The 20,787-nt window shown below is 57.1% G+C and carries 19 protein-coding genes; 4 read left to right on the forward strand and 15 right to left on the reverse strand.

Annotated elements, in window-relative coordinates:
* The 13 genes from QJ48_RS14605 to QJ48_RS14660 form a co-directional block, all read right to left on the reverse strand.
* Nucleotides 1-848, reverse strand: an 848-nt coding sequence (locus tag QJ48_RS14605; protein ID WP_054974302.1) for a phage late control D family protein, incomplete at its 3' end; no start/stop codon positions are given.
* Nucleotides 849-897: 49 nt separating this feature from the next.
* Nucleotides 898-1,521, reverse strand: a complete 624-nt coding sequence (locus QJ48_RS14610) for a LysM peptidoglycan-binding domain-containing protein (RefSeq protein WP_054974303.1) — start codon at nt 1,519-1,521, stop codon at nt 898-900.
* 44 nt (nt 1,522-1,565) lie between these two features.
* Complete coding sequence (locus QJ48_RS14615; RefSeq protein WP_054974304.1) at nt 1,566-5,495, reverse strand: hypothetical protein; 3,930 nt, start codon at nt 5,493-5,495, stop codon at nt 1,566-1,568.
* Nucleotides 5,496-5,531: 36 nt separating this feature from the next.
* Entirely contained in the window at nt 5,532-5,975 is a 444-nt protein-coding gene (locus QJ48_RS14620) for a phage tail protein (protein WP_054974305.1), read from the reverse strand.
* A gap of 5 nt (nt 5,976-5,980) precedes the next feature.
* Nucleotides 5,981-6,172 carry a DUF6760 family protein gene (locus tag QJ48_RS39370; RefSeq protein ID WP_082420506.1) on the reverse strand — a complete coding sequence of 64 codons (192 nt, stop codon included), beginning with the start codon at nt 6,170-6,172 and terminating at the stop codon, nt 5,981-5,983.
* Nucleotides 6,169-6,546: a hypothetical protein gene (locus QJ48_RS14625; protein WP_010500500.1), complete on the reverse strand. Its 378-nt coding sequence runs from the start codon at nt 6,544-6,546 to the stop codon at nt 6,169-6,171. Before QJ48_RS14625 ends, QJ48_RS39370 begins: the two co-directional genes overlap by 4 nt.
* A gap of 82 nt (nt 6,547-6,628) precedes the next feature.
* Nucleotides 6,629-7,063 (reverse strand): phage tail protein, encoded by a 435-nt coding sequence (locus QJ48_RS14630; RefSeq protein ID WP_010500499.1) that lies wholly within the window; start codon nt 7,061-7,063, stop codon nt 6,629-6,631.
* A gap of 34 nt (nt 7,064-7,097) precedes the next feature.
* Nucleotides 7,098-8,828 (reverse strand): phage tail sheath family protein, encoded by a 1,731-nt coding sequence (locus QJ48_RS14635; protein WP_054974306.1) that lies wholly within the window; start codon nt 8,826-8,828, stop codon nt 7,098-7,100.
* Nucleotides 8,829-8,960: 132 nt separating this feature from the next.
* Nucleotides 8,961-9,764: a hypothetical protein gene (locus tag QJ48_RS14640; RefSeq protein WP_054974307.1), complete on the reverse strand. Its 804-nt coding sequence runs from the start codon at nt 9,762-9,764 to the stop codon at nt 8,961-8,963.
* Nucleotides 9,764-10,339, reverse strand: a complete 576-nt coding sequence (locus QJ48_RS14645; protein WP_054974308.1) for a DUF4255 domain-containing protein — start codon at nt 10,337-10,339, stop codon at nt 9,764-9,766. The genes QJ48_RS14640 and QJ48_RS14645 overlap by 1 nt, the downstream gene beginning before the upstream one ends.
* A 27-nt stretch (nt 10,340-10,366) precedes the next feature.
* Entirely contained in the window at nt 10,367-12,577 is a 2,211-nt protein-coding gene (locus tag QJ48_RS14650; RefSeq protein WP_162238494.1) for an ATP-binding protein, read from the reverse strand.
* 5 nt (nt 12,578-12,582) lie between these two features.
* Nucleotides 12,583-13,137, reverse strand: coding sequence for a DUF4157 domain-containing protein (locus tag QJ48_RS14655; RefSeq protein ID WP_054974310.1), 555 nt, complete (start codon nt 13,135-13,137; stop codon nt 12,583-12,585).
* Nucleotides 13,138-13,412: 275 nt separating this feature from the next.
* Nucleotides 13,413-14,060 (reverse strand): hypothetical protein, encoded by a 648-nt coding sequence (locus QJ48_RS14660; protein ID WP_054974311.1) that lies wholly within the window; start codon nt 14,058-14,060, stop codon nt 13,413-13,415.
* Between the two features lie 477 nt (nt 14,061-14,537).
* Between QJ48_RS14660 and QJ48_RS14665 the strand changes: the two genes are divergently transcribed.
* The 3 genes from QJ48_RS14665 (at nt 14,538) to glsA (ending at nt 16,708) form a co-directional block, all read left to right on the forward strand.
* Nucleotides 14,538-15,008, forward strand: a complete 471-nt coding sequence (locus QJ48_RS14665) for a GNAT family N-acetyltransferase (protein WP_054974312.1) — start codon at nt 14,538-14,540, stop codon at nt 15,006-15,008.
* 3 nt (nt 15,009-15,011) lie between these two features.
* On the forward strand, nt 15,012-15,632 hold the full coding sequence (locus QJ48_RS14670; RefSeq protein WP_054974313.1) for a pyridoxamine 5'-phosphate oxidase family protein: 621 nt from the start codon (nt 15,012-15,014) through the stop codon (nt 15,630-15,632).
* 131 nt (nt 15,633-15,763) lie between these two features.
* Nucleotides 15,764-16,708 carry a glutaminase A gene (glsA, locus tag QJ48_RS14675; protein ID WP_054974314.1) on the forward strand — a complete coding sequence of 315 codons (945 nt, stop codon included), beginning with the start codon at nt 15,764-15,766 and terminating at the stop codon, nt 16,706-16,708.
* Between the two features lie 537 nt (nt 16,709-17,245).
* Here glsA and kduI read toward each other — a convergent pair.
* Both kduI and QJ48_RS14685 read right to left on the reverse strand, forming a co-directional pair.
* Nucleotides 17,246-18,079 carry a 5-dehydro-4-deoxy-D-glucuronate isomerase gene (kduI, locus tag QJ48_RS14680; RefSeq protein WP_193394447.1) on the reverse strand — a complete coding sequence of 278 codons (834 nt, stop codon included), beginning with the start codon at nt 18,077-18,079 and terminating at the stop codon, nt 17,246-17,248.
* A 324-nt stretch (nt 18,080-18,403) separates the two neighbouring features.
* Nucleotides 18,404-19,180 carry a DeoR/GlpR family DNA-binding transcription regulator gene (locus tag QJ48_RS14685; RefSeq protein ID WP_054974316.1) on the reverse strand — a complete coding sequence of 259 codons (777 nt, stop codon included), beginning with the start codon at nt 19,178-19,180 and terminating at the stop codon, nt 18,404-18,406.
* Between the two features lie 245 nt (nt 19,181-19,425).
* Here QJ48_RS14685 and QJ48_RS14690 point away from each other — a divergent pair, with 245 nt between their 5' ends.
* The gene (locus tag QJ48_RS14690; protein ID WP_054974317.1) at nt 19,426-20,733 is read left to right on the forward strand and encodes an aminotransferase class I/II-fold pyridoxal phosphate-dependent enzyme; all 1,308 of its coding nucleotides are present in this window, start codon (nt 19,426-19,428) and stop codon (nt 20,731-20,733) included.
* Nucleotides 20,734-20,787: the final 54 nt, after the last annotated feature.

Genomic DNA, 20,787 nt, shown 5'->3' on the forward strand with positions numbered 1-20,787 from the left:
TTCGCATCGATATTTGCCGCGAACTCACAATGCATTTTTAACAAGTCTTTGCCCGACTTGGAGCCGGAGCCAAGCTTGGTGATCTCCGTAGCCGAAGCGACGATCGGCTTCTGCTGCTTGTCATCCCAACCGCGCACCGTCACTTTGGTAATCTGGTCGGCGAGGTTCATATCGGTGGAGAAGCTGCGCAAATTTTGGCCGTAGCTCAAGGTGAGCACGCTGGAAGTCCCCGTAAGCGGCTTGCGGAAATACATCGTTTTACCTACGAGAAAAAAGTCGTAATTGCACATCAGCGCCATGTACCTGAGAAATTTATAGTCGCTCATTCCTTTTTGGTCGATCGTGCCGATCACGGTTTGCGTATCGTCGACGATCACTTTAGGCACATATTTTTGACCGATCTCCTTGGCTACGTCGCTGTACTTTTTATCAATCCAATAGCCGGCCTTCGAGCCTTTCATCATCAGCGTCGACTTGTCCATACCCTTGACCCGGAGGGTGGGATGGCCCTGTGCCGGATAATCGGCGGTAACGGAAGTGATGATCCCGTAAAATACCGTTTTCAGCTTGTCCGTATAGCCCATCTTCACTTCCAGCGTTTTACCCAGAGCAAAGTATTGGGCCAGCCATTTGAAATCCCGTTTGACGATATCGTAGGCGTTTTTCACGGAAAAATCGACGTAATTTGCTTTAGGTTCGACGCTTGTCGTGACGGTGATGGAGGGAATGGCCATGCTTTCGGTGACAATATTGGAGCCGTCGATATAAATCTCGTAGGCGGGCGCGTAGAAATTCCGGTATTTGCTTTCCAGTTCGTCAAACGTATACGTCTTGGTGTCCAGCGTCATGGGCCATCCCCCTTTCTTTCGTTATGTATTGGCAGGACGATGGAAGCGGCTATTCCAGCCTCGGAACGATCAGTCTGCGCCCGGCTTCGATGTGCCTGGGGTTGTCGATCTTATTCGCTCTGGCAATTTCGCGCCATAGTCCGGGATTTTCGTATTCTTGGGCAGCAATCATCCACAGCTGGTCGCCTTGGTTGAACAGCGTTTGCTTCGTGCGGTCGGCAGACTGACGGGGAATATGCTGGAACTGCTCTTTCATGCTCATGACGGCCTTAAAGGTCACATGAAGCGTAGCTCGCACCGGTATCCCGGAATCGAGAAACATCGTAAATTTTTGCGAAACCTTTTCAACAATGCCTTTAAAATTCAAGGAGCCCCATACAAAACGGCATGGCGGCGGCGCGTGCAAATCTTTATCCACATCGAGCAGTTTGACGACCCTCGAGGTATAGAGGCGGACATCCAAGCCCTTCTCGTAGCTGTCGAAGAACAGGTCCATTGATAGCGTGGTCGCTTCCCCGCTCACGAACTGAGCGATTGGCGCGTTCAAGCCGGGAATCGTTTGCCAGGCAAATTTATTGGATGACTCCAACTGGTATTCCTTCGGGTTAAACAGCACCTCGATCACCTGCGGGATGCCGCCTTCTACAATAATTTTCGCTTTTGTTAAAGCCATGCCGTCTCATCCTTTGCAAGTCCGGGAATCGCGGCCGCAGAGGCTCAAAGTCCGCTGCGCTGCCGCTCGAATTTGATTTTGTTTTCCAGTTCTCTATACACTTGTTCGACAAAACGGTCCAAGTCCGGTAATGCCGTCTGAGATGCGTTCGAAAGCTCGACTTTCATCGCTTCAAGCTGGGCGGAAACCTGGCTGACGGCCTGTGCCGCCGCTTGCTGCGCCAAGGTCCGGGTATCCGGCTTCTGCTTTTTATGGTATTCGATTTCGGAGCGCGCAGCCCGGTAGGACGGACTCGACGTGGCGGCGGCCTTGGCGGGCTGCCGAGCCATGTGCGCCTGTAGCGCGACGCGAGGCGTTAAAGCGCCTGCGGCACTGGCGGGCGTTGCGGGCGGGCGAGACGCGACAGCTTGCGACCGATGCAATTGCAAAGGCAATGTCGCGGCTTGGGACGGTTGGGTGCCTGAGACGCTCGCGGGCATTGCGTGTTGGCGCTGCTCGTCAGTCTGCGGCCGATGCAGTTGCAATGTGCGTTGCGGCGATCCGGGCGACAAGACGCCCGAGGCGTTTGCGGGCATCGCGGACGAACGTTGCGCGTCAGCCCGCGACAGATGCAACGGCATCGGATGGTGCGGCGCACGAGGCAGCAATGCGCTCGGGGCGCTGGAGGGTATCGCTGACGGACGATACGTGTCAGCCTGCGACGGATACAGCTCCAACGGACGTTGCGGAGCGCGCGGCGGCAACACACCCAACACGCTCGCAGCCATCGCGCGCGAACGCTGCGCGTTAGCCTGCGACGGATACAGCTCCAACGGACGGTGCGGAGCGCGGGGTGGCAACACACCCAACACGCTCGCAGCCATCGCGGGCGAACGCTGCGCGTTAGCCTGCGACGGATACAGCTCCAACGGACGGTGCGGAGCGCGGGGCGGCAACACAGCCAACACGCTCGCAGCCATCGCGGGCGAACGCTGCGCGTTAGCCTGCGACGGATGCATCTGCAACGGACGGTGCGACGATCTGGGCGACAAGACGCCCGAAGCGTTCATATACACCATTGACGGACGCTGCGTGTCAGCCCGCAACGGATACAGCTCCAACGGACGTTGCGGAGCGCGCGGCGGCAATACGCCCAAGGCGCTCGCAGTTGCAGCAGACGACCAGTCTGCGCGAACCTGCGGGAGCTTGTTTGCTATAATCGCTGCCATACGAGTCGAAGTGCCCGGCAATTCTTGTACAAATGGCGGTCCGAACACAATCGCTTGACCTGTCCTGGCACACTGCGAGGAGACGGCCCTGAATTGAGCATGTGCCGATGGAGCCATGCTTCCTTCTGAAGCCGAAGGATATACGGCGCTGTTCCGTTTATGCAGCGTCGCATCCGAACCTGCCGGATGTCTACGCATTACCCGTTCTTCCGCAGCACCGTCCTTCAAAGCAATACGGCTTCCCGCGATTTTACCCGCAAAATCCGTTAATTTCGGGAAAAGGGCACTTAACCTCCCCCCCGAGCTTAAGTTAACCGGTTTATGAAGCATAAAGGAATGTACGGATAAAAACCGGGATTGTTTGTACTGCGCCGGAACAACCGGATGTCTCCGTACATCTGTCGAATCCCAACCCCATCCTTCCGATTCGCGTATCTCGTCTGGCATGCTTCGAAGCACAATATTCGCAAGACCTGAACCCGCTCCATCTGTAAAGCTACGGATTACTTGATTCGTAGAGCCCAAAGCCGCCCCGCCTGTAAAGCTTCCAACCGTTTCGCCCGCAAAACCTTGCGCCGCATCATGCCTAGCATTTTTCCTTGTCGTCGCTGAAGCGGATCGGGACGCTTGATGCCGACGAGCATAGTGCTGCTTTAACGCCCCTATGGAGTCGGCTGCATAAATCTGCGGTCCAATAGACGCTGCCCTTCCTTCAGACATCAGAGGATGGTGGCGGAATTGCAGCCCTTCGACGGCGGATGATCGTATGCCCAAGACGATCGGCGAAACGATGTTCACCCCGGATAGGCTAGTTACCGGCATGCCGGTTTTTGCACCTGCGCGCTTAGGCTGAGCGGTAACACGCCCACTAGCCATCCTTTCTCCGTTCTCTGCCTTGGCAATGCGGCCGACATATAACCGTTCGCTTGACATGAGCATTCGGCTGCGAAGGAGAATAGACCCGTCCGAACGCGCCGAACTATCGTATTCAACCGCAGAAGTGCCAGTGGACGGTACGGTACCGGCAAGCATCAGAGTGACACCGTTACCGCCCAAACTCTCACGGCTTCGCCCCGGACTGCGGCTGATAAAAGCACCATCATGGCGTAAGGACACGCTCATCGGATAACGAAACCGAAGCGAAACCGATGCTTCGTCCCCTGCTTTCCGCTGCGCGAGCGAAGGTGCCCGACCGTAGATAAGGCCGGCCTTCGCCATTTGCCGATGCGCTCGTTCGAAGACGGTTGTGGTTGACAAGTCGCTTGGCCAATAACGGTTCATCAGCATGCTATGAGGAACACTGCGTATTAAGGCGGTAGAAAAAATAACCGTCTCATAAAGCCCCGATATGTTGTCTCGCACCGAAGAAGTAGCCGAAAGCTTGACCGGACCGGCAATACGTAGCGGCCCAAGTTCAAACAGGCGGCCTTCCGAAGCTGCCGCAGCAGCATCCGTTTGGCGGCTTCCCGTCATGCGCCTCTTTTCAAGCCGGGCATCCGGCGGCCGATGACCGCTCAAAGAACCCGCTTCGAACAAACCAATACCATGCTGCAGCAAAATTCCCATGCCGAGGGAGGATGTTCCCTTCGGCCTAAGCCACGACCGTCCGGCAACGGGTGCCGTTCCGCGGTTTTCCCAACCCGTGCTTCGCCCACGATTTCTCTCTAGCGTCCGATGCCTCTTATCGTCCGAATCAACCCGACTTGACGCTTTTTCCAAACGTCCACGTGAACGGGGACCATGGCTCTCGCTTCTATTTTGAATTAGGACATCATCGGCCTTGACCGAATAAAGCTGTGTTGTCCGATGTATATGTATAGGATTGAAAGCCTGCTGCCGCAAGGAAACCCGCTTCCATTCCAAGACCCGCCCGAAGGCTTGTCCCTGCTCTTGCTCCGGTTTGCGCCACTCACGCTCAAACAGTGGACTCCGTCTGCCTTCTCCCGGAGAAGGTCCCAGCAGCAAGCCCCGTTTCCGTTCGTCGCGATGCTCCCTTACTTCCGCTGCCGCATCGCGTGTTCTCAGTACCGCCATCGCCTTGGACTCTTGCTTCCGTCTGGCCTGTCGCACTTGTTCAGCACGCACACGCCGCGCCCGTTCATTATGCCTGCTGCCTGAACGCTCGGCAAAGCGATAATCCCTGCGCAGCGCCAAAGGCTCTCTCGTCCCACGATCGCGTATATGCCTGATCGGGTGAACCATCTGCCCCGCCGAGACCGACTGCACGGTTCCTGCATCCGCGGAATTTCGCGAACCTGCCGATTCTCGGTTCGTCGGAGCGTGTCGGTGCGCCCCCAAAGTCGTGGGCGTAGGAGCAAACGCTCGTTTCGTTTCCCCGACATCTGAACGTAACGCCTTGCTTTCCTGCCGATCCGCCCGCGTCGTGCCGGTTGCCGAATTCGCCGCAGCAATCCGCGATGCCGTTCCCCCGCCTGCCGGCGACAAAGAGCTTGCCTTGCGTTCCGAAGCGTCATACCGCAAAGCCAGCTTTTCCAGCAAATGAAGCGTTCTCCGGTACGTTCGAAGCATGTCCCGCTCTTCTTGCTTGAGCGATTGCATTTGAAATTTCAAGTGAAGTGTCAATTGAACCAAGGAGACATGTTGAACGGGGGAATCCCCTTCTCCGGGCTCCAGCAGGGTTAGCGCTTGCGGTCCCAGGTAATTCCTGGAGGCAAAGCCGTATTTGCGCGTGATTTGTTCGGCGAACCGGAGATGTCCCGGCATGCTGGGCGCCGGCCCCGCTTGGATGCGCTTCGTCGTTCTCATCGTCCGTGCCCCCGCCTTTCATCCGCATTCCTTCCGCTAACGGGCGTAAATGGCCTTTAATCCGTTGTGCACCAGCTCGATCGTCTCGACCGCGACCTCGCTGCTCGAAGCGCTCAATTCGGGTCCGGACCATTTGACCGGATAACAGCCGAAGAAATTCCAGCGGATCATTTCCTGCCACGAGGCGTCGTACATAATAATCGAGCCGCTTTTGCGCTTCACCTTGCCTCCTGCGGCGCTGAAATACCAGTCCCACAGATCGCTCGACTTCGTGATTCCCCGTTTCAATACGATCGGAGGCGATTTCGTCCCTTTCGGCAGGCGGTGCGTATACCCGTTCACCCCGCCCTCGGCGACCTCCTCGTACTCCAGCTCCGACTGCAGTCCGCTAACCTCGGAGAAGCCGGCGACCAGCATGCCGTCAAGCTCCACCATAAAACGAAACGCTTGTCCGAATAGTTCCGAATCGGCTGCGCTCATGGGCGTCACCTCTTTTTAAAGACGTCGAAGGGGTTGTCCGGCTCATCGTTCAGGCTGCGGTTGATGCGCGAAATTTCCGAGCACCACCGCCGCCGTTCGCGATGCTCCATGTTCATGATATCTTCATGAGGCCAATGAAAATAATAAGCCAGGAACGCGGCTTCCTCATAAATCTTATCTGCCGGATAAACCGTCAGTTCCCCTCCGTCTCGGCTAAAAAAGAGATGTCCACCTCAAATTCGTGGTCGCATTTCGGACAAACGGTGCGCACGCTGAGCTTCTCCACTTCGTTGATTTGCCGGTAAAAGTTTTGCAGAAAAGCAAGATCCGATGTAAACAACCTTTCGATCACCTTCGTATCGATCGCCCTTAAATCGCCCAGCTTGGTAATGACTCTGGCCAGCAAAATGATGCTCAAATAACTCGGGTTTTGCTGCACGCGCTGATCCCGCATCGGCAATATTTCATCGGCTGCGGTAGCCAGACGCATCACGCCCCGTTTGTGCAAGCTGCCGTTCTCGTCCACATAACCACGCGGAAGCTCGAATTCATATTCTGTTCTAAACTCCATGATGTCCTCCTTTGTCAGAAGCCTGCCGGAAGAAAACAAAAGCTAGTCCTGCTGCCCTTGTTCCTTCCGGCGCTTCCGGTCGTTACTTCGTCCGCGTCATGCCTTCATGCGCCAGCTCCAAATTTTCAATGGCGACGTCGGAAGCCGTGGCGTTGAAATCCGGCGCCGTGTATTTGCAAGGCCATGCTTCGATGATCTGCCAGGTCGCCACGTCCTGCCCCTCTTCATCGAGCGCGATGATGGTTACGGTTTTGCGGGTCACCTTGCCCTGTACGCAACTGGAAATCCATTCGTACAAATCCAAGGAGTCGGTAACTCCCCACTTCAGCGTAATATTGCCGTATTTGGCCAATCCCGGGAGCTTGCGGGGCGTAATAACTTCATTTCCATTGCGGTATTCCACCACATCGAGCGAAGCGTCGAAGCCGGAAACCTCGCTGAAGCCCGCTTGTTGAATCCCTTCAACCTCTACTCTGTATCGAAACTTGCGATACGGATCGGTGCGTTCCACTGCCATGCTGAGCTATACCCCTTTCTACTGTAGCCATCCATTATTCCGAACCGGTTTTTTGCGTAATCCGGAAAATGACGAATTCCGCCGGTTTGACCGGAGCGATGCCGATCACGCAAATCAGGCGGCCGTTATCGATGTCGTCCTGCGTCATCGTGTTGCGGCCGATTTGAATATAGAACGCTTCGCCCGGGCTTGTCCCCGCGAGGGCCCCGTCTTTCCAGACACGGGTCAGGAACGCGTCGATCGTACGCTGAACGCGGGCCCACAGCTTCTCGTCGTTCGGTTCGAAGACGACCCAGTTCGTCCCGTTCTTGATCGAGCCTTCCACGAAAATGAACAAACGGCGGACGTTCACATATTTCCACAGCCCGTTCGAGGAAAGCGTTCTCGCGCCCCATACGCGAATCCCTTGGCCTGTAAAGGAACGGATCAGGTTGACGCCGCGCGGGTTCAAAATATCTTGCTCGCCTTTGTTGTACTGGCAGTCGAGCCCGACACAGCCGCGCACGACTTCGTTTGCAGGCGCTTTATGAACCCCCCGCGTATTGTCGCTGCGGGCATAAATGCCGGCTACGGAGCCCGATGGCGGTATGTAAATATTACGCTTGTCCAACGGATCGAACACCTGCAGCCAAGGATGGTACATGGCGGCATACTGCGTATCGAATATATCGCGGTGCGTCATCACGTCGGCAATTTTCGTTTTATCCCGCGGAATGTCCAGGATCGCGAAGCGGCTGCCCAAATTTTCGCAGTGCGCGACGAGCGCGAGCTGCACGTTCGGGTCGGTTACGCCGGGCACGGCCATCAGACTGACTTCGTCGTTGTCGATAAAAGCCTGGATGCCAGTTCTCTTGCCGGGACCGAGGTCCTGACCCATAAAATCTCCCGCCGACAAGGCGTCCGCGGAACCGTCGCTGCCTCCCGACAGCTCGATCACGAACTTGCCGGCCTCTTCCGGCTGCCCGGAGATGACCTCGAACGGATGAACCGCGCCATGGTCCGCTCCGTCGCAGGAGACACCGATAATATTGGACTTGCCGATCGCTTTCTCCACATGATTCGGGGCCGTGACGTTAAGGGAAACACGCTCGTACGTTTCCGCTTCGTCCCCGTAGAACGCATGCAGCGTAAACTCGCACGTCGTGAGCACCTTCGCCGGAAGCAGGTTGGCGTCGACGATCTCTTCGCCGCCTTCCAAGGGGCTTTCCAGCTCGATGATGTTGTCCTGCGACGAAACGACGCGGTTGTACTGCTTGCTCTCGCCGTTATCGAAGGCAACGATGTCTCCCGCTCTAAAACCGGCGTTGCTTTTCACGCGGTACTTCTTGGATATGGCGGCGTCGCCCAAAATTTCATAAATTTGCGTCTTCGCTTTGCTTGCCGGCTCCAGTACGACCCGGACCCGGTTTCCCCATTCGCCCGGATTTTTGGCGAAGAGCCGGAGCGCGGAGCTTCCGTCGTTCGACGCGGACTTCGCATCGGACGGAGCCACCCTCATCACGTAGCAGCGCGAGCCGCCGTTCACGAAGAAGTGCTCGACCGCATAGGCCAAATACCGGTAAGAGCCAAAAACGTTCTCAGCGAGATATCCTCCGAATTGCCGTGTAAAATCATTCATGCTGGTAATGAATTGCGGCAGCCCTTCCACCGGCCCTCTGGCAGCGAGACCGATAAAGCCCGCCGTGCTGGTGCTGACCCCGCCCAGCGGCACACCGCCGCTGTCGAACTCTTCCACGTATACTCCCGGCGATAAATATTCAGCCATTTGTTCCTGATCCGGATATCGTCATATTCCGAATCAGTTCCTCCCTCCCAATCGTCATCGCTATTCCTCATGCTATCGATTTCCCGGATGTATGCTGGCTTATGTATCGATACCTTACTTCCCTCCGCTTCCTTATTCGTCGGTAGATGGGAGCAGCCCGAGCTGTACCGGTTGTCCCTCTTCCACTTGCACCTCCTGATCCAGAATAAGCGATTCGTCGTCGGACAAGAACAAATGAACCGCGCAAACAAAACGTTTCACGCCCTGCGGCGGAAAAGCGGCCGCCCATTCCCCCCGTCCGTCGGCAGCGCCTTCCGCCACGTCCGTCACTACGGTTCCTTTGCGATGAGCAAACCGGAACGGCGTCTGCAGCTTCGCTCTGCGGTTCGCTTCATGAAGAGCGGCAATGCGGATAAACTCCCTTTTCGCCGGATCAGGATCCAGCACATAGTAGCATCGGCCGCTAACCAGCCGGTGCACAGCGCCGAACGCAAGCTCCGCTTCGCCTTGGTCCGCATCTTGGGGCAGCTTCGCGCAGGCCAGATTCCCGTCCGTCACAGCCGCCCGCAGGATGGCAGACACCCCGGGCGCACCTTTCGCTCTGACGCGAATCAACGTCGTTCCCGGCGCAAAAGGATAGGAGGACGTCGGCAGCATCGGCATCAGCTCCACAGGCTCCAGCGGGGACAAAGCGGCCGTATTGACAACGGTCCTGCTGTCCGCATAATGCGGCGGCGCGCCGAGGGTAATACTGTACATTCCCGGGGGCAAGCCGAGCAGCAGGAACGTTCCGTCCGGCTTGCGAACCGGTCTGCATGGCACGCCCTCCACAACCAACCGGGGTACGGCGGCCGGCGCAAAACCGGTTACGATATCTACCGGCTTGACGACCAGAGCCAGCTTGACTTTCACCTCGCTGCGCAAGCGCTCCATCATTAATTTCCTTCCCGCTCTTCCAGCTTGAACTGCGCTTCCGCAACCCGTGTAGTTTGCTTCGTGCGGGTAGAGTCCAGATAAACGGGCCCGACCATGTAGCTGAGCGATAATTTGTAAGGCGTGTTGGAGAAAAGGCTGACCGCGTTTTCCAGCGTAATCGGCTGCGGCGCAATCCGGATCGCTTCATTGCTGTCGGCCAGCGCCCCTTGGAGACCGGAACCCCGCAGGACGGCATGGTCGTGAAACACCTGCATCACTTTCCCCATAATTCGGTGCTCGTCGAAGGAACGGGTCGCGATCTCCGAAGCCGAATGGCAGGTAACGAGATAAACCAAATTCAACGCCATCGGCGGATACTGCAGCGTGTCCGTCCCCCTTCCGATCATCGACGTCCTCCGGTTCTCGGTATTTTCCTGAATGCTGTACAAAAACAGCGTGAGCTGAAAATCTCCCTTATCCGTAGGCGAGGCCAGTCCGATTGATTCCGGCTGAGACAGAAGCTTAGGGGTCAAATGCTCTCTTAACAGCTTGACCAGCGTATTTCCCACGTCTGCGATCACCGTGTAATCGGCCATGCGCTTCCCCCCTTTCCGCTTCTCGTCTCAATCGAACAAGTCGGCGTATTCTCCCATTTCCTCGCGGATCCAGATCTTGCCGTTTTTGCGCAGCTCGTTGCGCGCCGCAAGCATGAGCTGCTTCATGCCGATAGCGCATCGCTGCTCGGCCGCCATAAAGGCCGCGGACAGCACGATATTTTTGATATATCCCCCGGCCAGCTCGAACTTGGACGCCAAAAAGCGAAAATCGATATCGTCCTCGACCGGAGCTTCGGACGGAATCAGTCCGCGCCATATTTGCTCGCGATGCTCGGCATCCGGAAACGGAAATTTTACGATGAAGCCGAAACGCCTCATGAACGCCTCGTCCAAATTTTGCTGAAGGTTGGTAGCCAAAATGGTAATGCCGTCGTATTCCTCCATTTTTTGCAGCAAGTACGCGGTTTCCACATTGGAATACTTGTCATGCGAATCCTTGACCTCAGACCGCTTGCCGAACAACGCATCCGCTTCGTCGAAAAACAGGATGGCATTGCTGAGCTGCGCTTCGCTGAACACCTCGTGCAGGTTTTTCTCCGTTTCGCCGATGTATTTGCTGATCACCTGCGACAGATCGATTTTGTAAATTTCGAGCTGCACCTCTTTGGCCAGCACCTGCGCGGACATCGTTTTGCCCGTGCCAGGGGGACCCGCGAATAACAGGCTGACGCCTTTGCCGTAGGCTAGCGCACGGTCGAATCCCCAGTCGCCGAGCACCGTACCGCGGTATTGCAGCCTGGCGCAAGCATGCTTCAACTGTTCTTTTTGCTCGGATGGCAGGATGACCCGGTCCCAATCGTATTTCGGCTCGATTCGCACAGCCTTTTTCTTCAGGTTATGCTGTACCTGGGCATAGCAGGCCCGGTAAATCGCATCGGATCCGCCAGCCCGATTCGTTTCGGGGGCGTCCCAGCGCAGCAGTTGAACCGCATAATCGAGAGAGGCTGCGATCTGCCCCGGCGAGAAGCGGAACTTCCCGGCAAGCGCTTCCCAATCCGCGGCATCCTCCAGACGCCGTTCCGCACTCCAGCTTTCCCAGAGCTTCCGGCGCTCTGCCGCTTCGGGTACGGGAACCTCCACCTCCAGAAACAGTTTCCTCCCTTGCAGCGGACGGGGATTCCATGCTTGCTCCGACAAGAGAAAAAGCGGCTCCTGCACCGACTGGAGCCGGTTCAACAGCTCCATCCGTTTTTTCCCGATGCTTTCGTCCTCTCCCAAGAGCAGGTGAAAACGCTCAAACGCAACGACCGCTCCATAGAGCATCCCTTCGCGCAGCACCTTTACCATAAGCTCGGAAAACGGACGTTCGTCCCGAAGCAGGTTTTCGACGTTCGCCACCAGCAGCGGCTTGTCCCAATGAGCCGCCGCGTGCCGCGTCTGCAGCTTCTTTCCGGAGCCGGGCTGCCCCCATAAACAAAATACCGGGAGCGGGTCGGACTCTGCCCGCCGTTCGATAAATGCGCGCAGCCGTCCTTGAAGCTCGTGCCCCGTTTCCAAATCCGGCAGCTCCCGGTCCGCCTCGTACAGCTTGGTGCACTGGCGCAGGGACACATCCGTATATCCGATCCCCAGCAGGAAAGCGGTCATCCGCTCATCCAGCCGCAAGGGACGCGTAAGCAGCGAGCCGTTTGTCGGATCGGCCGTCCGGGCTTCGCCGCGGAAAAACCATTCCTGCAGCCGGCTTCCGTTCATAAAAGCCTTAAGCAGCCCGCTCCCGTCCATTCCGGACAGGCCGTACAGCCGCAACGCAAGCTCAGGCGTCAAATACTTGCTGGTGGCGTCGTCCTGAACGTAGGCATACAGCTTTTCGTACTTGCGGTCCGTCTCCAGGGCTAGCGCCATCAGCAGCGTCTGCTCTTCAAATTCATTCAATCCGAACATCTGCGACACATAGGGGACCGGTAGGAAGCTCCCTTGCTCCAGGGAGACCTGCCGCTTCCGGGCCAGCTCCCGGTCCATCGCGGCCAACTGCCGGCGCAGATCCGCAAGCTCGGCATCCTCGTCCCTGTCGTCCCCGTCATAGAGCAGCCTGTGCATTTCTTCTTCCGTCAGCACGAGTCCTTTGAACGGCAGGAGCGAGGGATCGGCGGACGTGTCGGGCCCCTCCATCAGCTTCATCAGGATCGCCAGCCGCAAATCGAGCCTCGCCCATTCCCGCTCGTAATGCTCCCAAGCCGTTGCGTATCCCGGCGTATCCTTGTTCTTTTTAGCGGACACGACCATCAGTCTCCAAAGCCGGCCCGATAACGAGCCGAATCGAGTTTCGTTTGCGCCGCTTTGATCCCCCATTGATCGGCTTCCCGCTCCAGCGAAGGATCGGCATTCACTGCCACGCCGTTGACTTCCGTCGTCGGCTTCACCCGTCCTTGCTTTTGCTGAACGACGTGCGCAAGCTCGTGACCAAGCAGCTCCTGTCCCTTGGACGTTTCGGGATTGTATTGGCCGGGCGCAAAATGAATGTCATCGCCCTGGGCATAAGCGAGCGCTCCGACCTGTTCCGCCTGATTCCCCGTATGCACCCTTACGTCGGAAAAGTCCGTTCCGAATGCCTGCTCCATCTTCGCCCGGACAGGCTCCGGCATCCCTTCGCCTTTTCTCTGAACGGGCGGCGCTGCAGATTTCATCTGGAGTTCGTCTTCCTCCATGGCCATCCGTTGGGCAGGTGCCGCAGACTTCATCTGCAGCTCGTCCTCCTCCATTACCGTCCGCTGGGCCGTGCCGCCGGACATCATTCGCTGGACCGCGCGATTGCCCGAGGTCCGCTGCATATCCTTCATTTTGAAAGCCACCGGATTCCCGGTACGCAAAGGAGGATTTTCGGATCTTGAAGCAAGGGGAGGAGCTGAAAGAAGCCTCTTGTCGAGGGAAGCGTCTCGAATCATCAAAGGACCACACCTTTTTTTACTAACTTAACTTGATTTTTACACAGTAGGCGATCTTTAAGCAATATATCTTTCGGTATATTTTGAAGAAATTCATCTCAGCGAAGCAAGATTTTCCCTGAATTTGTCGAACATTATTTCCGCCCGCGGGATGGCCGGGAGCGCCCCGATTAAAAAGCGTCCCATTCGTTCGCCGCATCCTTTCCGCGATCCAGCCAACGGGCGAGATTTCCCGCCGTACTTAGACGAACCTCCGCTGCTACCCATCCGTCCGGCGTCGAATTATGGGCCGCAGGCCGTTCGGATATATTGGCCGGCGCCGGCGGACGGCCGTCCTTCTTCCACATATACTGCTTATAAAGCCGCAGCGTCGTTCCCTGCACGGTTTTTTTACGAATCTCTACCACGTGGTACTCGGGATGGCGTGTTAAAAAATGCTTCAAGTCCTCCTCCTGGTGCCCTCCGGCAATCCCCGTTTCTTGAAAACCAGGCAGCGGCGTCGCCATCGGAACGGCAAAACGGCTGACGGCATGCTTCCGCCACAAGGCCCCGATGGCTTTGCTCACTTGTTCGCAACGGGCTTCAACACCGGCGACCTGCTGTAAAATTTGCCCGGCCTGGAAGTCCGCATCCGCCTCTCTCCGCTTCAGCTCCGTATCATTTAGAGCGTCGGGCTTGCCGAAAAGCGCGTCCATCCGAGCAACGAACTTGGCGAAGGTTCTGTGGAGCTCGGCAGTTTGCCTGAGAAGATAGGCCATTTCAGGCTCTGTGTCCGCTTTATACCGCTGCAAATCACTGACCCGGTCCCTCGCGGCCATTACAGACCTCCGTAGAAAGTTCTGAACGGATGACCGTCCTAACCAACGCTGCACCGCCCGATTTCCCGCATTTTGCTGAAGCCTCTGAATGTACTCGAAAGTCAAGTACCGGGCCCGGTCCTGCTTCCACGAAGGAGCGCCGTGCACCGCACGCGGAGTTTTTCCCTTGACTGCAGCGCCCCGGCTTCTTGTCCTTCCCGAATGAAATGGCATGGCATCTTTTCCTCCATCTCCGGCATGTGCGCTTCGCTTTCCGTGCATTTCATGGGCTCATGTGCCATTGTTTCTCTTAAATTCATAATAACACAAAATGTGGCAGCAGAAGAAAGGTTTAACGATTGGAGATCGATTGAAATGGTCTAATAAAAAAGCACATAATTGGCTCTTTTCCATTGTCAGTAATCGAGGTACGATGTCGAATATTTAGAAACCGCCTGCACCTGCGGCGGCAACTATCCGGAAGGAGAGCAAGATACGATGATCCCTTCGCATTCCTTGACCGTTCGTCAAGCCGAACACGGCGATATTGAGGCGCTGGCGCCGCTGTTTGACGCTTACCGCCAGTTTTACAGGCAGCCCTCCGACGTGGAAAGGGCCGAGCGCTTTCTGCGCGACAATCTGGAGCGGCAGCAGTCCGTCATCTTTTTCGCCTATACGGAGGATCCGGGCCGGCCGCTTGGCTTTACCCAGCTGTACCCGACGCTTTCCTCCATTGCAATGATGCGCATCTGGACGCTGAACGACTTGTTCGTCCACCCGGACGCCCGCAAGCAGGGCGTCGCCCGGGCGCTGATGAAAGCCGCCGAGGCCCACGCCCGCGCTACCCGGGCCAAAGGCTTGCAGCTGTCCACGGCCGTCGACAACGTTACGGCACAGCGTCTGTACGCAGCGATGGGCTATGTGCGGGACGACGCGTTCCTGCACTATTATTTGAGACTGGAGGACTGAACGATGAGAAGAAAAGAATTCGAAATGATGGATTCGCAGGAAACGGAGAGCTTTTTGCAGGAAGTGAGCTTTGGCGTGCTCGGCACGACGGGCGAAGACGGATGGCCGGAGCTGACGCCGGTGAACTTCGTCTTTCACGAAGGGGCGCTCTATTTTCACGGCAGTAAAATCGGTCAAAAAATGGCCAATTTGAAGGCACGGCCGCAAGTCACCTTCTCCGTCGCGAAGGAATACGCCATCGTGCCGTCTTATGTCCTTGATCCGAAGCTGGCTTGCCCGGCTACGGCCTATTTCAAATCCGTCGTCATCAAAGGCTACGGCGAGCCGGTCGACGATCTGCAGCAAAAGGCGGAGGCGCTGGGCGCGTTCATGCGCAAGCTGCAGCCGGAGGGCGGCTACGACCCGATCGATCCCGCCGATCCCGCCTATGTGCCGCAGCTTCGGGGAACGTCCGTGGTGCGCATTCGCGTGGAACGAATCACGGGCAAATACAAGTTCGGCCAAAATCTGAAAGAACGCAAGTTGAGTCAGGTCATGGACGGACTGGAACAGCGCGGCGGCGAGCTCGATGCGGAAACGATCGCGCTTATGAAAGCATACTGTCCGCACCACCAAGAAAAGTAAAATTCGGGAAGCTTGCGGAGCCATCCGGTACCTGGCGATTACCTGAAAATACCCGTCTTTTCATCGCGGCGCAAAAGCGGTATGCTAAAGGTAAATCGCACTTATGGACCCCAAGGAGGCTCCCGCAAACGATGACATCCGAAACCGAACTGAACCGGCTGGCCGAGCAGCTTCCGGCCTGGCTCGAAACGAGCCGCAAGGAATCCCGGCACGGCCAGCCCGCCTCCTACATCCCCGAATTGGCGCACGCTCCGGGCGACGCCTTGGGAATCGCGCTGCTCGACGCCGCAGGACGCGAAGTAACGGCAGGCGACAGCCGCTTGTCCTTCACCCTGCAAAGCATCTCTAAAGTGTTCACGCTGCTGCTCGCCTTGATGGATCAAGGCGAAGAAGGCGTTTTCCGCAAGGTCGGCATGGAGCCGACCGGCGACGACTTCAACTCCATGCTGAAGCTGGAGCTGGTCGAGCCCGGCATCCCGTTCAACCCGCTGATCAACGCGGGAGCCATCGCCGTCTCGTCATTGATCCGGGGCGCTACCCCCGCGGAAAAGACGGAGCGCATCCTCTCCTTCTTCCGCGAGCTCGCGGGCGACCCGACGCTGACCTTCAACGAAGCGGTGTACCGTTCCGAAGCCGCTACCGCGCACCGGAACCGGTCCCTTGCCTATTTCCTTAAAGACAACAAAGTGCTGGACGAAGAAGTGGAGCCGGTGCTGGACGTTTATTTCAAGCACTGCTCCGTGGAAGCGACCTGCCGCCATGTGGCGCGCATGGCGCTCGTTCTGGCGATGAACGGAACCGATCCCTTGACGGGACGGGAACTGGTGCCGCGGCGCTATGTGCAAATCGCCAAAACGTTCATGGTCAGCTGCGGCATGTACAACGCCTCCGGCGAGTTCGCCATCCGCGTCGGGCTTCCGGCCAAAAGCGGCGTCGCCGGCGGCATTCTCGCTCTCGTGCCGGGACGGTACGGCATCGGTGTCGTCGGTCCGGCGCTGAACGATAAGGGCAACAGCATCGCCGGCGTCCACCTGCTGCAGACGATGTCGGAAGCGTTCGACTGGAGCATGTTTTAGCTGGAGCGGATCGCCGGAAGGCGCTGGCGACGGTGAACCGGCGCCGCAGCGCGCTCAAGCTTGAGCGGGGAGCATGGTGCTGCCCGCTTAAAGCCTCGAGCATAGGCAGCCCCGGATGCTACGCAGGGCGCGCCTCTTCCGGCCTGCGCCGGCTGCCAAAATAAAGAAACTTCAATGAGCTATCACTCCTATGAAACTAGATTCGAATCGCTTAGCACACCCCCTAGTGTTTTATTCGTGTCGAATTGCGGTCCCCGTACCGAAAAAAGCCCACATAACGCCTTTCCCGTGCTCTATTTCCAACAAAACAGCATCCCCGACCAAATTAAATGCATCGCAGTTCCGCTATTTTACTTCAGGTTCACGAGCACTCTACTCAAAATCGCCGACCGCATTATCCAATCACCGTTCTTTCCCCTCGCATTTTCCAAAAAACAGCCGAAAACATCACTGGGCAAAACGAAAAAGCACAGCCTCTTGAGCCGTACCCGTAAGGTTCGCGCTTCAAAGAAACTGTGCTTTTCACTTCCCGGTGCCTTACTTCAAATCTTTCATGGCGACCGCGTCCATGTCGGAGAACTCCTGGTTCTCTCCGGCCATCGCCCAGATGAACGTATAATTGCTCGTGCCTACGCCGCTGTGGATCGACCAGCTTGGGCTGATGATCGCCTGCTCGTTGCGGACAACCACGTGACGGGTTTCCGTCGGCTCGCCCATCAGATGGAAGACGACGCCGTCTTCCGGCATATCGAAGTAGAAATACACTTCCGAGCGGCGGTTATGCGTATGGCAAGGCATCGTGTTCCACATGTTGCCCGGCTTCAGCAGCGTCATGCCCATCACGAGCTGGCAGCTTTGGATGCCGTTCAAGTGAATGTATTTATAGATCGTGCGCTCGTTGGAGTTGGTGATCGAACCGAGATGCTGCGGCTCCGCCTCGCTGATCGCAACTTTTTGCGTCGGGTAATTTTTATGCGCCGGAGTCGAGCTCAGGTAGAAGCGCGCCGGATTCGCGGCATCCGCGCTCTTGAACACGACTTGCTTGTTGCCGAGGCCGACGTACAGGCCGTCTTTGTTCTCCAGCACGTAATCGGTGCCGTCGACCGTGACGACGCCTTGGGCGCCTACGTTAATGATCCCGATTTCGCGGCGCTCTAGGAAATAGTCCGCCCCCATGTCGTGCTTATCCGCTTCAAGCAGGATCGCCTCCGTCGTCGGTACGGCGCCGCCCGTAATAAAGCGGTCCACGTGGCTGTACACCAGATTCAGCTTGCCCGGCACAAACAAGCCTTCGATCAAATATTCTTGGCGCAAACGTTCCGTATCGTACGTTTTCGTTTCCGTCGGGTTGGTCGCGTAACGAATTTCCATAGACATCGTATAATTCCTCCCGTATTTGCATGGTCACTGCTATTATAAACCATACGTTCATTTAAGTTCAAATGAAATATTTTTGAACCAAAATGAACCAACAAGTACATACGAAACCGCAGACGCGAGTAACGAGCATGATCTTTCGCCGCCTCCGCCCTCTTCATCTAGGCTTTTCACTCAAACGGCCGCACGCGTACAAGCCCACTTCAGCGGCATTTGCCGGGCGGATGCGCGGGCTACCGGATCGCAAGCGTCCCCATTCGGCGCTCGCTGCGGCACGGCGGATGGTCAAGCCGCATCTGAGTGCATGCCGCTCCAACGCTACCTTCCGGCCCGGCTCCGCCGGTTCCGCTCGATTCGCGTACCTGCCGCTTCGTAGCTGCGCGCCGTCTCCTCCGGCAAATACGGATCGGTTACGATCACGCCGATTTCGGACAGCTTCGCGAACGTGATCAGGGCGCACTTGTCGAACTTGCTGTGGTCCGCCACGCAAAACACCTGCTTCGCGGAATCGATCATCGCCCGTTTTTGCCCGACGTGGGAATGGGTGAAGATCGTAAACCCGTACTCCGGATGAATCCCGGTCGTGGACAGGAACGCCTTCTGGACATTCAGCCTGCCGAGAAATTCCGCGGCTTCTTCGCTGACCAGCATATTCCGGCTGCGGAAGCCGCCGGGGACGACCAGCCTTACGCGGTCCTTCTTGATCAGCTCGCTGATGATATACAGATCGTTCGTGATGACCGTCAGCGGCGCATTGTCGAGCAGCTTGGCCATCTCCAGCGTCGTGCTGCCGCTGTCGAGCGCGATAATGTCGTTCGGCTCGACGAACCGCAGCGCCCACTCCGCCGCCTCCCGCTTCTCGTCCGGATGCTTCGGATTCGGCGCGAGCCCGGCCAACAAGCCGGAATAGCCTTCATTGGCCAGCACGGCGCCGCCGTGCGTACGGTGCAGCAGTCCTTTGCTTTCCAGCTTCTCGAGATCCTGCCGGATCGTCTTTCCCGTCACCCCGAGCTTGTCCGCCAAATCGGCGACGGACACCTCGCGGTGCGCCATGAGCAGCTCCATTATTTTCTCGTATCGTATGATGGCTGACATCGTTGCCCCCCGCTTTGCGGACTGCTTCCTTCACGCCAATCCGCTACCCATATTTTTGCTGCCCCTATGGTAACACAGCTCCTCCGGGAAAACCAAGAGCCCCCGGCAAATACGCCCGCCGCACGCTCCGGCCCCATACGAAAGGGCTCTGCCGCAAAATCCGAAACTCCGTGACGCTGCCATATGAAAAGTGTTATAATATGGTCTAATGTAAGCAATGAAGAAACATGGAAGGATGGAGCGTCATGAACCCTCTTGCCCAAAGTTTAAATGAGACCATTCAAAAGGAAAGCCCGCACGTCTACGACATGCTGTCCGAGCTCGGCAAACAGATTTATTTTCCGAAAGTAGGCATCCTGAGCCAATCCGCTGAAGCAAAGGCGAAGGCCAAGAAGTTCAACGCCACCATCGGCACGGCGCTGGAGAACGGTCAGCCGATGCATCTCAAAGTCATCCAAGACACACTGTCCGCATACAATCCGAAGGACATTTACGAATATGCCCCGCCGGCGGGCAAGCCGGAGCTGCGCGCCGCATGGCGCAGCAAGATGATCGAGGAAAATCCGTCCCTTCACGGCAAAAACCTCGGCAATCCGATCGCGACGAACGCGCTGACCCACGGACTGAGCATCGTGGCCGATTTGTTCGCAGGTCCGGGAGACGCTGTCCTCATTCCGGATAAAAACTGGGAAAACTACGAGCTGACCTTCGGCATTCGCCGCGGCGCCGAGCTCGTATACTACCCGCTCTACACGGAAGACCGTCAGTTCAACGCCGCAGCGCTTCGCGACGCCCTGCTTGCGCAGAAGAACAAAGGCAAAGCCATCGTCGTGCTGAACTTCCCGAACAACCCGACCGGCTACACGCCGGGTCCGGAAGAAGGACGCGCCATCGTAGCCGCGATCAAGGAAGCGGCGGAAGCCGGCATCAACGTCGTGGCCGTCACGGACGACGCTTACTTCGGCCTGTTCTTCGAAGATTCGCTGCACGAGTCGCTTGCCGGACAATTGGCGGGACTTCATCCGCGCGTGCTGTCGGTCAAGATTGACGGCGCGACGAAGGAAGAATACGTGTGGGGCTTCCGCGTCGGCTTCATTACGTACGTCGGACAAAGCGATGCGACGCTGGCGGCTTTGGAGCAAAAAACGATGGGCATTATCCGCGGAACGATTTCCAGCGGCCCGCATCCGTCCCAGACGTTCGTGCTGCATGCGCTGCAATCGCCGGACTTCAAAGCCCAGAAGCAGGAGAAGTTCGACATTATGAAAGGCCGCGCCAACCGTGTCAAAGCACTGCTCGATACCGGTAAATTCGATCAGGTATGGGACTACTACCCGTTCAACTCCGGCTACTTCATGTGCCTGAAGCTGAAGACGGTCGACGCCGAAACGCTGCGCCTGCACCTGCTCGATAAGTATGGCATCGGGACGATCGCCCTCGGCGAAACCGATCTCCGCGTCGCCTTCTCCTGCATCGAGGAAGCGAATATCGACGAGCTGTTCGAAACGATCTACCAGGGCGTTCTGGATCTCCAGAATGTCGCCGCGAAATAAGAAAAACTTCTATCGAAGTCTATTCACGGATGAGCGACCGCGGTTTAGCGGAAA

The sequence above is a fragment of the Paenibacillus sp. A3 genome (assembly GCF_001399685.1).
Lineage (GTDB): Bacteria > Bacillota > Bacilli > Paenibacillales > NBRC-103111 > Paenibacillus_G.